The organism is Bacillus sp. FSL K6-2865 (genome assembly GCF_040311405.1).
In the GTDB taxonomy this organism is placed as follows: domain Bacteria; phylum Bacillota; class Bacilli; order Bacillales; family Bacillaceae; genus Bacillus; species Bacillus velezensis.
In genome coordinates, this window is sequence record NZ_CP152036.1 from 1,421,504 (window position 1) to 1,435,314 (window position 13,811).

15 protein-coding genes are annotated in these 13,811 nt (G+C 45.7%); 8 read left to right on the forward strand and 7 right to left on the reverse strand.

Going from position 1 to position 13,811, the window contains the following annotated elements; all coding sequences use genetic code 11:
• Positions 1 to 51 precede the first annotated feature (51 nt).
• On the forward strand, positions 52 to 960 hold the full coding sequence (locus NYE42_RS07295; RefSeq protein ID WP_039063006.1) for a ketopantoate reductase family protein: 909 nt from the start codon (positions 52 to 54) through the stop codon (positions 958 to 960).
• Positions 961 to 991: 31 nt separating this feature from the next.
• Here the strand turns inward: NYE42_RS07295 and NYE42_RS07300 are convergent, their stop codons facing one another.
• From NYE42_RS07300 to mreBH, 3 genes are all read right to left on the reverse strand, one after another.
• A complete protein-coding gene (locus NYE42_RS07300; protein ID WP_007409644.1) occupies positions 992 to 2,224 on the reverse strand; it encodes an aminopeptidase in 1,233 nt (410 codons plus the stop codon).
• Positions 2,225 to 2,324: 100 nt separating this feature from the next.
• A complete protein-coding gene (locus NYE42_RS07305; RefSeq protein ID WP_003154559.1) occupies positions 2,325 to 2,459 on the reverse strand; it encodes a protein YkpC in 135 nt (44 codons plus the stop codon).
• A 71-nt stretch (positions 2,460 to 2,530) separates the two neighbouring features.
• A complete protein-coding gene (gene mreBH, locus NYE42_RS07310) occupies positions 2,531 to 3,538 on the reverse strand; it encodes a cell shape-determining protein MreBH (protein WP_003154558.1) in 1,008 nt (335 codons plus the stop codon).
• A 270-nt stretch (positions 3,539 to 3,808) separates the two neighbouring features.
• On the opposite strand from mreBH, the gene NYE42_RS07315 reads away from it, so the two are divergent.
• The 5 genes from NYE42_RS07315 (at position 3,809) to ade (ending at position 8,987) form a co-directional block, all read left to right on the forward strand.
• Positions 3,809 to 4,093, forward strand: coding sequence for an AbrB/MazE/SpoVT family DNA-binding domain-containing protein (locus NYE42_RS07315; RefSeq protein WP_003154557.1), 285 nt, complete (start codon positions 3,809 to 3,811; stop codon positions 4,091 to 4,093).
• Positions 4,094 to 4,265: 172 nt separating this feature from the next.
• The gene (locus NYE42_RS07320) at positions 4,266 to 5,570 is read left to right on the forward strand and encodes an ATP-binding protein (protein ID WP_007409646.1); all 1,305 of its coding nucleotides are present in this window, start codon (positions 4,266 to 4,268) and stop codon (positions 5,568 to 5,570) included.
• A gap of 1 nt (position 5,571) precedes the next feature.
• Positions 5,572 to 6,399 (forward strand): gamma-glutamylcyclotransferase, encoded by an 828-nt coding sequence (locus NYE42_RS07325; RefSeq protein WP_352426858.1) that lies wholly within the window; start codon positions 5,572 to 5,574, stop codon positions 6,397 to 6,399.
• 40 nt (positions 6,400 to 6,439) lie between these two features.
• Positions 6,440 to 7,105, forward strand: a complete 666-nt coding sequence (ktrC, locus tag NYE42_RS07330; RefSeq protein WP_003154554.1) for a Ktr system potassium transporter KtrC — start codon at positions 6,440 to 6,442, stop codon at positions 7,103 to 7,105.
• A 148-nt stretch (positions 7,106 to 7,253) separates the two neighbouring features.
• Entirely contained in the window at positions 7,254 to 8,987 is a 1,734-nt protein-coding gene (ade, locus tag NYE42_RS07335; RefSeq protein ID WP_352426859.1) for an adenine deaminase, read from the forward strand.
• A gap of 32 nt (positions 8,988 to 9,019) precedes the next feature.
• On the opposite strand, the gene rnjA is transcribed toward ade, so the two are convergent.
• Both rnjA and NYE42_RS07345 read right to left on the reverse strand, forming a co-directional pair.
• Entirely contained in the window at positions 9,020 to 10,687 is a 1,668-nt protein-coding gene (gene rnjA, locus NYE42_RS07340; RefSeq protein ID WP_003154550.1) for a ribonuclease J1, read from the reverse strand.
• Positions 10,688 to 10,692: 5 nt separating this feature from the next.
• Positions 10,693 to 10,902: a DNA-dependent RNA polymerase subunit epsilon gene (locus NYE42_RS07345; RefSeq protein ID WP_003154548.1), complete on the reverse strand. Its 210-nt coding sequence runs from the start codon at positions 10,900 to 10,902 to the stop codon at positions 10,693 to 10,695.
• 354 nt (positions 10,903 to 11,256) lie between these two features.
• On the opposite strand from NYE42_RS07345, the gene NYE42_RS07350 reads away from it, so the two are divergent.
• On the forward strand, positions 11,257 to 12,030 hold the full coding sequence (locus tag NYE42_RS07350) for a Cof-type HAD-IIB family hydrolase (protein ID WP_352426860.1): 774 nt from the start codon (positions 11,257 to 11,259) through the stop codon (positions 12,028 to 12,030).
• Between the two features lie 34 nt (positions 12,031 to 12,064).
• On the opposite strand, the gene def is transcribed toward NYE42_RS07350, so the two are convergent.
• Together def and NYE42_RS07360 are read right to left on the reverse strand one after the other, a co-directional pair.
• Positions 12,065 to 12,619 carry a peptide deformylase gene (gene def, locus NYE42_RS07355; protein ID WP_003154544.1) on the reverse strand — a complete coding sequence of 185 codons (555 nt, stop codon included), beginning with the start codon at positions 12,617 to 12,619 and terminating at the stop codon, positions 12,065 to 12,067.
• Between the two features lie 111 nt (positions 12,620 to 12,730).
• Positions 12,731 to 12,910 (reverse strand): YjcZ family sporulation protein, encoded by a 180-nt coding sequence (locus NYE42_RS07360; protein ID WP_007409651.1) that lies wholly within the window; start codon positions 12,908 to 12,910, stop codon positions 12,731 to 12,733.
• 244 nt (positions 12,911 to 13,154) lie between these two features.
• Here NYE42_RS07360 and NYE42_RS07365 point away from each other — a divergent pair, with 244 nt between their 5' ends.
• On the forward strand, positions 13,155 to 13,793 hold the full coding sequence (locus NYE42_RS07365; RefSeq protein ID WP_032865273.1) for a YkyA family protein: 639 nt from the start codon (positions 13,155 to 13,157) through the stop codon (positions 13,791 to 13,793).
• Positions 13,794 to 13,811 lie beyond the last annotated feature (18 nt).

Consider the following 13,811-nt stretch of genomic DNA (forward strand, 5'->3'; position numbering starts at 1 on the left):
CCCGTTACAATAAATGAATACATAACTTGAAAAGAGACGGAGGAATGCATCATGAAGTTTTTAGTTGTCGGAGCTGGGGGAGTGGGCGGATATATCGGCGCGCGTCTTGCAGAAAAGGGAAATGACGTGACGTTTCTCGTCCGCAAGAAACGGGCGGAACAATTACAAGAGACGGGATTGACCGTCAAAAGTGAAAAAGGTGATGTTTCAATCAAGCCGAAATTAATCATGGCGGGCGAAGAAGGAGCATTTGACGCGGTTATCATCGCTTCAAAAGCGTATTCTTTGCAGGACGTCATTCGGGATGTCAAACCGTTTGTCAAACCTTCGTCGGTCATTATTCCTTTTTTAAACGGATACAGGCACTATCACCAGCTGTTTGAAGCTTTTTCAAAACGGCAGGTGCTGGGCGGCCTCTGCTTTATTGAGAGCGCCCTTAACGACAAAGGGGAAATTCTTCATACGAGCGCTGCCCACCGCTTTGTTTTCGGTGAATGGAACGGGGAACGCACAGAACGTATGAACGAGCTGGAAAACGCATTTGCAGGTGTGAAAGCGGATGTCATCATCAGCCGGGATATTGAAAAGGACATTTGGAAAAAATATATGTTTATTGCCGCGCAGGCGGGAGTGACCACTCTGTTTCAACAGCCGGTCGGACCGATTTTAGATACAGAAGGCGGCCGCAACACGGCAAAGCGCCTCTTTGCTGAAATCGGAGCCATTTTCAAGGCTGCCGGCATCCCGAAAGATCCTGGTCTGGAAGAAGAGAGTTATCGCACATTGACAAGCATGTCTTACCATATGAAATCGTCGATGCTGAGAGATATGGAAAAGGGCAGGGTGACGGAAGGTGATCATTTACACGGATTTTTGCTTGAGAAAGCGAAAGGCTTGGCAGTTGATACACCTGTTTTGGAAACCGTCTGCGCCAACTTGCAAATGTATGAAGCGAAATAAAAAAAGGAGGCCTGATCGCCTCCTTTTTTTATTAAAATGCCCAGTTTCCGTTTCTGAAGATCGGTTCTCTTTTGCCGTCCGCCGTAATGCCGTCGATATTCATATCTTTGGAACCGACCATAAAATCTACGTGTGTAATGCTTTCATTTAAGCCCTCTTTGACAAGCTCTTCCCGTGTCATTTGTTTGCCGCCCTCAATATTAAAGGCATACGCACTGCCGATCGCCAAGTGGTTAGAGGCGTTTTCATCGTACAGTGTGTTGTAAAATAAAATATTTGATTGTGAAATCGGTGAATCGTACGGCACTAAGGCCACTTCTCCGAGATAGTGTGAGCCTTCATCGGTTTCGACGATGCCTTTTAAAATCTCCTCGCCTTTTTCAGCTTTCACATCAACGATGCGGCCGTTTTCAAAGGTAAGAGTGAAGTTATCAATAATGTTGCCGCCGTAGCTCAGCGGTTTCGTGCTGGAAACCGTGCCGTTCACCCCGTCACGCTGCGGAAGGGTAAAAACCTCTTCTGTCGGCATGTTGGCCATGAATTCGTGCCCGCTTTCATTCACGCTTCCTGCGCCTGCCCATACATGTTTTTTCGGCAGTTCAATGGTTAAGTCTGTTCCTTCAGCCTGATAATGCAGGGCGCTGTAATGTTTTTTGTTCAGGTGTTCCACTTTTTCATGAAGATTTTGATCATGTTTTTTCCATGCTTCCACAGGGTTTTCTTCATTTACGCGGGTCGTTTTGAAAATTTCTTCCCATAAAAGCTGAACGGCTGTTTCTTCCGGCTGATCCGGGAACACTTTTTTCGCCCAGCCTGTTGAAGCGGCTCCGATCACCGTCCAGCTGACCTTATCTGATTGAATATATTGTCTGTATGTATGCAATGCTTTTCCGGCGGCTTTTTGGAACGCTGCAATCCGTTTGCCGTCAGTGCCTTTTAACAGGTCGGGGTCGGATGAGACGACAGAAATAAACGCAGCCCCTTTTTTCGCGAGCTCTTCTTTTCCTTTTGCTTCCCATTCAGGATACTCTTCAAACGCTTCAAAAGGTGCCATCTCGTATTTTAATCTGGACAGTTCATCGTCCTGCCAATTTACGGTGACGTTTTTAGCGCCTTTTTCATAAGAATGTTTGGCAAGCAGTCTGACAAGTTCCCGGACATCAGTTGAGGCATTGATTACGACATGCTGTCCTTTTTGGACATTGACGCCGACTTCTACCGCCAGCTGAGCATATGTATGTAACTTTTCAGTAAACGAACTCATCGTTCATTCCTCCTCATCGGTTTTTCTCATCATATCAAATATCGCCTCATAAAGGAAAGAAAGGAGCACAAACGAAAAAGACACAGCTTTTGCTGCGTCTTTACGGGTGATTCAGTTTTACGGCGCCGCCGGCCGGAGAATGGGGCATATTGGCCAGTGATATGCTCATACCCCCCAAAATAATTCCGCTTAAAATGACGGCTACTGCTACGCGTCTTCCCACATCTCTAAGCATATGCTTCCTCCTTAATGTTTCTCCAGTTCTCACAATATGAGCCGGCCGGAGAAAAAAGAAGCACAATCTTATTATTTAATCGCTTTTTGCAGTTTGTCGATGACGTCTAATGAACGCCCCGTGCCGATAGCCACTGATTCAAGCGGATTCGCCGCCAAATGAACGGGAACGACGATTTCATCTGTCAGCCATTCTTTCATTCCGTTTAAAAGGGAGCCTCCGCCGGTTAACACGACGCCGCGGTCAACGATATCACCGCTGAGCTCCGGCGGACAATCTTCAAGTGTCGCTCTGATCGCTTCAAGAATATGCAGGAGCGACTCACGCATCGCGTGCTGAATTTCATTAGACTGCAGTCTGATTGTCTTCGGCAGACCGGTTACAAGGTCACGCCCGCGGATTTCCATCGTTTCCGGCACATGTTCGATCAATGCAAATCCGATTTCCATTTTCACTTGTTCTGCCGTACGTTCCCCGATCAGCAGGTTGTATTTTTTTCTGACGAACGAGGCGATATCTTCATCAAGCTGGTCGCCGCCGATTCTGATTGAATGGCAGGATACGACGCCCCCGAATGAGATGATGGCGACTTCAGTCGTACCGCCGCCGATATCTACGACGACGTTTGCGACCGGCTCGTCAACAGGGAGGTCGGCCCCGATTGCAGCGGCTACGGGTTCTTCAATCAAGTGAACGTTTTTCGCTCCGCAGTTTTTGACAGCGTCACTGATGGCGCGTCGTTCAACGGCTGTTGAGCCTGAAGGCGTGCAGACGACGACATTCGGTTTGCGGAAAGTCATGCCGATTTTTTTTCCGGCTTTTTTCATAATGTGTTTTAATAAGTCAGTTGTCATATCATAATCAGCAATGACACCGTCTTTCATCGGCCGAACGGCGACGATTTTCCCCGGCGTCTTTCCGATCATGCTTTTGGCATCCGTTCCGATGGCAAGCACCGCTTTCGTTGTTGTATCTACAGCGACAACGGAAGGCTCGTTTAAAATAATTCCTTTATTTTTACTGTAAACAAGTATATTAGCGGTTCCTAAGTCGATTCCGATCTCAGTTGATTGAAACATGTTTTCACCCAATCCCTATCCTGATTTAATTGATTCTACATTTAAAGTTTCTGAGAAAAACCACGATTTTTGGGGGTTTCCGCCGGGAATGAAATGTTTTTGTAAAAAAGGAGGGAAAGTCTGTATCCCATATTTCAAAAGGATTTTCTTTTGTAAAAAAACATTCAGTTCCGGATGCTGAGAAACTTTTGCTCCGTTCCTTTCGTCTACGTTTATGAAGGATTTTCCTTGGACATAAAGAAGAGACATTAAAGGAAGTAGGGGATTTCTATGAAATCAATTGGTGTAGTAAGAAAAGTAGACGAACTCGGGCGTATTGTCATGCCGATTGAATTGAGAAGAGCATTGGATATCGCTATTAAAGATAGTATTGAATTTTTCGTTGACGGAGACAAAATTGTCTTGAAAAAATACAAGCCGCACGGCATTTGCTTAATGACGGGAGAAATTACTCCCGAAAATCAGGAGTACGGCAACGGCAAAATTATTTTAAGTCCTGAAGGAGCGAAAATGCTGCTTGAGGAAATCGAGGAAGCGTTAAAAGATAGATCATAATCAGCAAAAAGGGCGGAGCATCATTCCGTCCTTTTATTATGAACTTGTGCAAAAACTCACGGGAAAAGTAAGCGAACCTGCTCAATTAATTGGGAATAGTTATCATTTTTTAGTCAATAATGCAGTCAACAATGTTACAATATATGTAGAAATGCTAGCGGCAGGTGGGACTATGGGAAAATATCAAGCGCGTATCATTTCCTTAATCTTGGCAATGATTTTTATTATGTTTTGGGATTATTTATTTTATATGATTGAACGGAATCCGATTAACTGGCCCGTTGACATCACCTTTACCGCCGTCACATTAATCAGCGTCTGGCTGCTGGCTTATTATGTGGATAATAAAAAGCAGCTGCTGGCGGAGCTGAAGGACAGCGAGCAGAAAGCAAAGGCGCTTTCAGATGAGAAAAACCGGATCATGGACAATCTGCAGGAAATCGTTTTTCAGACGGATGCACAAGGGAATATTACATATTTGAATCAGGCCTGGACGGCGATTACGGGCCACTCCATCAGCGAATGTATGGGCACGATGTATAATGATTATTTTATAAAAGAAAAACATATTATTGATTATATAATCTCCCAAATCAAGCAGCAGTCCCCGTCAGGAATGTTTACGGCCAAATATATTAAAAGAGACGGCTCGATCTTTTGGGGAGAAGTCCATTATAAGCTGTATTATGACCGCAGACAGAAATTTGTCGGAAGCCTGGGGACGATGTCTGATATCAGTGAACGGAAAAAAGCGGTCGACGAGCTTCTGGAAACGAACGAACGCCTTGCCATGCAATCTCAAAAGCTGGCCATTGCCGGGGAGCTTGCGGCAGGAATCGCCCATGAAGTAAGAAATCCTTTAACGTCAGTCAGCGGCTTTCTCCAGCTGATGAAAGCCCAGTATCCGGAAAGAACGGATTATTTTGATATTATTTTTTCGGAGATTAAAAGGATTGACCTTGTGCTGGGGGAGCTCCTTCTGCTCGCCAAGCCGCAGACCGTGACGTTTACCGCTCATCATCTCAACCATATTTTACGGCAGGTGGCGACGCTTCTTGACACGAACGCGGTGCTGTCGAACACTGTGATTGAGAAGGATTTCAGGCAGACTGAGTCCTGTATGGTCAACGGTGACGAAAACCAGCTGAAACAGGTATTTATCAATATTATTAAAAATGCGATTGAAGCGATGCCTGACGGCGGGAATATTCATATTTATACAAAACGGGATGAAGAATACGCGGTGATCAGCATACAGGATGAAGGAAACGGCATGTCGAAAGAAAAGCTTGAAAACATCGGGAAACCGTTTTTCTCAACAAAAGATCAGGGAACGGGTCTCGGGCTTCCGATTTGTTTACGAATTCTGAAGGAGCATAATGGTAAACTTAACATTAAGAGCAAAAATGGAGAAGGCAGTACGTTTCAGGTGATTCTGCCGTTAGAAGCGGCTGCTGTCCAAAAGGAGGAAAAATAACTTGCTTCTTTTTGTATACGGTTTGTTACGGAAGCGTGAAGAAAACCATGAACTGCTGAAAGGCGCTCCGTGTGTGTGCGAGCAGGCTGCGATAAACGGCGTGCTGTACGAAACGGATAAAGGTCAGCCTGCGGCGTCTTTAGCAGAAACAGCTTTTGTGTACGGGGAATTGTATGAAACAGATCATCAGATGATCCGTAAGCTGGATGCGTATTATGCTGATTTTGATCGAAAAGAGGTTGCCGTGACGACGGATGCCGGGAATAAAACCGCCTTCGCATATGTCGTAAAGCCCGACCAGTGTGCCTCATTCAGCCGTATCAAAAGCGGAGACTGGAAAGAATACCGTTTTATGAAACGGGAGGATGACAGTCCGGTTTATTATTTCGCATACGGCTCCTGTATGGACAATGCCCGGTTTAAACAGGCGGGGGTCGACCACTTTTTTGCCGAGCCGGTCGGAGGGGCGGTTGTTGAAGGGTATTCGACGAGATTCACGTTAAGGCGTCCTGACGGTTCCAGAGCCGATCTTGTTGAAGACGGGGGACGAACTGAAGGCGTGCTGTACAAGCTCCCGTTAGAAGCGGCAACCTATCTGTACAAAAGAGAAGGTGTTGATAACCACACATACCGTCCCGCGTTCATAGAAGTGTGTGCCGGCGGCCGTGTATACAGAGGCGTCCTGACGTTTCTCGTTCTTGATAAAGCTGAGGAAATTGCGCCTCCGGGTCACTATCAGGAAGAAATCGAACGCGGATTGGATCTGTATTTATCGCCCGCCTTTTCAGAAAAGCTTAAACGCTATATGAACTCATTGCCGAAAATGTGATACTATTCCTATTAGAGATATTGTTTAAAGGAGTACTGTTATGAGAAAAGAGTTTGCCGTTATCGGTCTCGGACGCTTCGGCGGAAGTATTTGCAAAGCATTAAGTGAAGAAGGCCTTGAGGTCATGGCGATGGATATTGATGAAGATAAAGTAAATGAATACGCCAAAATCGCATCACACGCGGTCATTGGCGATTCAACCGATGAATCGGTGCTGAAAAACTTAGGGCTGCGCAACTTTGACCACGTCATTGTGGCAATCGGCGAAAATATACAGGCGAGCATTTTAACGACGCTGATCTTAAAGGAACTCGGCGTGAACACGATCACGGTTAAAGCGCAGAACGATTATCATGAGAAAGTGCTTGCGAAAATCGGGGCCGATCACATCGTCCACCCTGAACGTGACATGGCAAAACGCATCGCCCACAACATCGTATCAAATAATGTGCTTGATTATTTGGAGCTGTCCGACGAACACAGCATTGTGGAGATCGTGGCCAACAGCAGGCTTGCGGGCAACACACTGCTTGATCTGGACATCCGGGCGAAGTACGGCATTAATATCGTGGCCATCAAGAGAGAAAAAGAAGTGATCGTATCTCCGCTGGCGACTGAAATGATCCAAAAAGAAGATATTCTCATCGTTATCGGCTCTCTTACGGACATTTCCCGATTTGAAAAAAGAGTGCTTCATACAAAGTGAAAAGCCGTCCGTAAAAGGACGGTCTTTTATTATGTCAGAATAGAAAGACATTTATCATGTAAGCGGTATATTCTGCAATTTTTATTGACTATGATCAGGCGATCCGATAGCATATTGTACCATATAAAGAAAAAGAGGAGGCCTCATTTTGAACAAAGAAACACTGGCTGAACGGCTGAATGCATCAGCCGGCAGACAAAAAGCCGATACCGTCATTAAAAACGGAAAAATCATGGATGTATTTAACCAGGAATGGATTTCTGCAGATATCGCCATTACGGGCGGAGTGATCGTCGGGCTGGGCGAATATGAAGGGGAAGAAGTCATTGATGCAGAAGGTCAAATGATCGTTCCGGGCTTTATTGACGGACATGTTCATATCGAGTCCTCTATGGTTACTCCGATTGAATTTGCTAAAGCCGTCCTCCCTCACGGAGTGACTACTGTCATTACTGATCCTCACGAAATTGCGAACGTTTCCGGAGCAAAAGGCATTTCATTTATGATAGAGCAGGCGAAAAAGGCGCCGCTGAACATCCGTTTCATGCTTCCTTCCTGTGTTCCTGCCGCTAGCTTTGAACGCTCGGGAGCCGTATTAAAAGCCGAGGATTTAAAGCCTTTTTATAAGGAGAAAGAGGTGCTCGGGCTTGCGGAAGTAATGGATTATGTGTCTGTTGCGGAAGGTGAAGAGGATATGCTCCAGAAACTGCTTGATGCCAAGCGTCACGGAAAACGGATCGACGGGCATTTAGCCGGACTGTCTTCAGATATCATCAATATATACAGAACCGCAATGGTGTCAAATGATCATGAAGTGACGACAAAAGAAGAAGCGCTGGACAGAATCAGACGGGGAATGTATGTCATGCTGCGCGAAGGATCGGTGGCAAAAAATACGCTCAATGTGCTGCCGGCGGTGAATGAAAAAAACGCGCGCCGCTTTTTCTTTTGTACGGATGATAAGCATGTAGATGATCTGCTTTCAGAAGGAAGTGTGAACCACCAAGTCAAAATGGCGATAAAGGCGGGACTTGATCCATTCCTTGCGTATCAGCTCGCCAGCTTAAATGCGGCTGAGTGCTACGGCCTTGAAACAAAAGGGGCGGTAGCGCCGGGTTTTGACGCAGATCTGCTGTTCATTTCAGATGTACGGGAGGCTGCCGTCACGAAGACCATGGTCGCCGGCCGGACCGTTGCCGAGAACGGACGAACGGTTTATGAACAGTCTGCCGGTTCCTATTCGCCGGATCAGGCGCTGTTGGATACAGTGCGGCTGAGATCGCCGCTGACTGAATCGGATTTTCATATACCGATTCAAGAGGGCAAGAAAATGAATGTAATCGAAATGATACCGAATCATTTGGAGACGAGAAAAAAAGAAGTGCCTGCACCGTCTGCTGACGCGTTTTGTCCTGATACAGAAAATGATTTATTAAAAATCGCCGTCACAGAGCGGCACAGCGGCGAAAAAATGATAGGACTCGGGATTGTACAAGGGTTCGGGTTAAAAGAAGGCGCCATCGCCACAACCATTTCTCACGATTCCCATAATATCATCGCCGTCGGTACAAACGATGCCGATTTGGCAAAAGCAATCAACAGGCTCCGTGACACCGGAGGAGGATTAACAGCCGTGAAAAACGGAGAATTGCTTCACTCCGTTCCGCTTCCGATCGCCGGGCTTTTGTCTGATAAGTCGGCGGAATGGGTCAATGACAGCTTGGGCGTGCTTCATGAAAAGCTTCCTCTGCTCGGATTCACCGGTGATTTCAATCCGTTTCTCACATTATCGTTTTTAGCGCTTCCGGTGATTCCGGATATTAAAATGACAGCAGCCGGTCTGTTTGATGTCAAAGCCTTTCAGCATATTCCGCTGCAATAAAAAAACTGCACTCATTACGAGTGCAGTTTTTTTTAGACCTCCATAATGATCGGAAGGATCATCGGGCGGCGTTTTGTTTTTTCGTATAGGAACGGAGCAAGTGTATCGGTAATTTCGTTTTTAATTTCGGACCACTGCGTTGTTTTCCGATCCATTACTTTCTCCAGATGGTTCGAAATCAGCTGCTGCGCGTCATTGATCAAATCACCGGATTCTCTCATGTATACAAAACCTCTTGAGATTAAATCAGGCCCCGCCGAAACCTTAAAGTCGTCCATATTGATGCTGACAACAACGATAACAAGGCCTTCTTCTGAAAGAATGCGGCGGTCGCGGAGCACGATATTGCCGATATCACCGATTCCGCTTCCGTCAATGTAAACGGAGCCGGACGGAATTTTGCCTGCCACAGCGGCTTCTTCGCCTTTGAGGGCCAGCACTTCGCCATTATCCATGATAAAGCAGTTTTCTTCAGGTATGCCGCAATCAGTCGCGAGTTTGACGTGCATTTTCTGCATTCTGTACTCACCGTGAATCGGCATAAAGAACTTCGGTTTGATCAGGCGGAGCATTAATTTCTGCTCTTCCTGTCCGCCGTGTCCGGATGTATGAATGTCATTCAATGAACCGTGAATGACTTCTGCGCCCGCACGGTACAGCTGGTTGATGGTGCGGCTTACGCTGATTGTGTTTCCGGGAATCGGAGAGGAAGAAAAGACGACCGTATCTCCGGGATTAATGGAAATCTGCCGGTGCGTCCCGTTAGCGATACGCGATAACGCCGCCATCGGTTCACCTTGGCTTCCCGTACATAAAATCGTTACCTTATTGGCAGGCATACGATTGATTTCGTTATGCTCAATAAACGTATTTTTAGGACAGGTAATGTAACCGAGATTTTGTCCGATTTCAATAGCCGATTCCATACTGCGTCCGAATACAGCAACTTTTCTGCCGTTTAAAACGGCTGCTTCAATCACCTGCTGAAGACGGTGTATATTCGAAGCGAATGTCGCAAATATAATTCTGCCGTCCACTTTTCGGAAAATATCGTGAATGCTTTCGCCTACGCGGCGTTCTGACATGGTGAAATCAGGAACCTCACTGTTTGTACTGTCAGAAAGCAGGCACAAAACGCCTTCTTTCCCGATTTCAGCCATCTTTGTCAAGTTTGCCGGTTCGCCTACCGGTGTGAAATCGAACTTAAAGTCCCCGGTATGTACGATATTGCCCGGCGGTGTTTTGACGACGATTCCGTATGAATCCGGAATGCTGTGTGTCGTTCTGAAGAAGGATACTGACGTCTTGCGGAACTTCACGATGTCGTCTTCACCGATGATGTTTAATTTAGTCTGTCTTAACAGCCCGTGCTCTTCAAGTTTATTCCGAAGTAAGCCGATCGCGAGTTTACCGCCGTAAACGGGAATATTTACTTGTCTGAGCAGGTACGGAATACCGCCGATATGGTCTTCGTGACCGTGGGTGATAAACAGACCTTTAATTTTATCTTCATTTTTTACTAAATACGTGTAATCGGGGATTACGTAATCGATGCCGAGAAGTTCATCTTCCGGGAACTTGATTCCCGCATCAATCAGTACAATTTCATCCTGAAACTGCACCCCGTACGTATTTTTCCCGATCTCGCCCAATCCGCCGAGGGCGAAAACGGCAGTCTGGTCATTTTTTACAAATTTCATTCCGCTCATAACTCCAATACTTTAAAATTTTCGCTCTGCTTCTCATATTCTAAAAAAGCACCGTCCACAGGCTGAACAAATTCAATGTTGTATTTCTGATCTTTCAGTTTCGTTCTGACGTCCCGTTCTGAAACGCCCTCAATGTAAAGTGAATCTGTTTTTTCCCGAACAGGTACTTCGTCAGCCTTCTCTTGATAAAATACCTTATAAATCATCCAAATCTCTCCTTAAATGCCGTATGTTAGACTCGCTTATTCTATTATATTCGAAAACGGATTATAAGGAAAGTCTCGAGCAAAAAAGGGACTTTCAAAAACCGAAAGATCCCTTCTACGCGATGACTTTTTTCCGGAGCATTCCGCCCCACTGTCTTCTGAGTTTCTTCCGTAATCGGCGCAGCATCGTATACCTCCTTTAAAGCCTTTTATAGCAGTAGTATGCGGAAAAAATGAATTTGTTTTCGTGGGTAAAACTGGAATTTCATCAAGGCGGTTTTCCGGAAGAAAAACTTTCTGTATGATGATATTGAAAAAGACACGACTGATAAACGGGAAAAAGGAGAAATTGACATGAATCCAAAACTGATCTTTTTTGATATTGACGGCACGATCTATGACCATGATAAACATATTCCCGATAGCGCAAGAAACGCCGTGACGGCGCTTAAAGAGGCTGGCCATCACGTTTTTATCGCCAGCGGAAGGTCCCCGTTTATGGTAAAACCGATTCTGGAAGAGCTTGAGATTGAATCATTTATTTCATACAACGGCCAGTATGTCGTATTTGAAGGTGAGGTCATTTATAAAAATCCGCTTCCTGAAGATGCGGTTGCGCGTTTATTAAAGCAGGCGGCAGAGGGGGAGCACCCCGTCGTATTTATGGCGGAAGACACGATGAAAACGACCGCCCCCAGACATCCGCACGTCTCGGAAGGAATCGGCAGTCTGAAAGCGCCTTATCCCGAAGTTGATGAAACTTTTTATAAAGGAAAAGAAATTTATCAGCTGCTTTTATTCTGCCGCGGACATGAAGAAAAAGCATATGCCGCTTTTCCGGAGTTTGATTACGTCCGCTGGCACGAATTGTCAACGGATGTGCTTCCGAAAGGCGGTTCAAAAGCGGAAGGCATTAAAAGAGTGCTTGAGCGGCTTCCGTACGGCGTAAGTGACACTTATGCATTCGGCGACGGATTAAATGACCTTGAGATGATCCGTTTTGTCGGCACCGGGGTGGCGATGGGAAATGCGGTTCCGGAATTAAAAGCTGCCGCCGATTTCGTCACAAAGCCGGTGGATGAAGAGGGAATCAGCTGGGCCGTCAAAGAACTGGGCCTTTTGAAATAAAGAAAACCGGCACTTTGGGAAGTGCCGGTTATTTTTAACGGTCAATGGCAATGGCGTTTTCAGGTTCTTTGAACGGATTTTCTTTATCGATATGGTCGTAAAACATCACGCCGTTCAGATGATCGATTTCGTGCTGAAACACGATGGCCGGAAAACCTTTGAGGCGGATGTCAATCTGTTCTCCTTCAAGCGTCACCGCCTTTACGCGGATGCGGGCGTAGCGCGGCACATAGCCGGGAATGGGTTCGTCTACCGACAGGCAGCCTTCTCCGCTCGTCAAGTAGCTTTTTTCCACTGAGTGGCTGACGATCTTAGGGTTAAAAAGAGCATAGCTGTATAAAGTGCCTTTCGCATCTTCTGCATGGACGGCGATCATCCGTTTTTTTACGTCTGTTTGGGGAGCGGCAAGACCGACGCCCGGACGAAGCTTGTATTTCTCGGCTAATTCAGGATTTTGGCTGTTTTTCACAAACTCAATCATATCAGCAAGATGCTGTTTTTCTTCGTCAGAAGCGGGAAGCTGAACCTCTTCAGCGATCTCTCTGAGCGCGGGATGTCCGTCTCGTACAATATTTTCCATAGTAATCAAGAAACTTCACTCCTAAAGCTTAATATGTAAATTATAGCGAATTTCTTTATCGCGGCGCAATGAAACAATTGGCCGGCCATAGCAGGCCGGCCGATGTCATGGTGTATAATGTCAGCAGCCGCAGCCTAAATAAGCGGCACCGACGATGATTAATAAGATAAACAATACGACGATTAATGCGAATGTGCGGCCGTATCCGCCGCCGCAGCCGTAACCGTAACCGCCGCCATAACCATATCCGCCGCCGCAACAACCGCCGCCAAATCCGCCGCCAAATCCATATCCGTACATAAAAAAACCTCCTCTTTTAATTACGCTGTCCCTCTGTCAGCAGGGCCGGCGTCTACTATAAACTATGTAAAAGCCAAAAAGATGTATGGTCATCCGCCCTGTTTTCTCAATTTTTTACGCAAGTATTCTTTGAAAGCACCGTAAGCGTCTTTACACGGTCATGCCAATTACAGCTCAGCTATTGTCAAAAAGCGTTCGGGCTTCTATAGTGGAAATTGTCAAGATTGGGGGATTTTAAGTGAATATGATTCAAAAAAAGGTATTAGCAGGAATCGGAGCGCTCGGCGCCGCAAGTATGCTTCTTGCCGGCTGCGGGGGAAAAGATCCGGTTGAATCGCTTCATGACTCGATGGAAAAAGCCGTTCAAGCGGAAAAACCGTTTCAAAAAGAGCAGAAAACATTAGAAAAATTGGAGAAAAAAGAGCATAAGCTATACGACAGCGCGGTTAAACTGAATATGGATGATTACCAGAAAATTGTCACACTGTCTGATCAGGCTCTGAGCAATGCAAATCAGCGAAAAAAACATCTGAAAGCAGAAAAAGACAGTATTGATGATTCAAAAAAAGCGTTTGAATCCGCAAAAAAAACTTCTCAAGAAATAAAGGATAAGAAAGTAAAAGAAAAAGCCGGGCATGCTGTCGCTTTAATGGAGAAAAGGTATGCATCTTATGATCTTTTGTACAAAAAGTACGAAAAAGCCATTTCACTTGATAAGGACCTTTATAAACTGATTAAAGATAAAAAGCTCACATTAGCGCAGCTGGAAGAGCAAATCAGCAAAGTAAACTCAGTTTACGAAAAGGTGCATAAACAAGCAGATGAGTTCAATCAATTTACTAAAGACTACAACAAAGAGAAAGAACTATTATTCCGCAAATAGTATAGTGAAGGCATATCG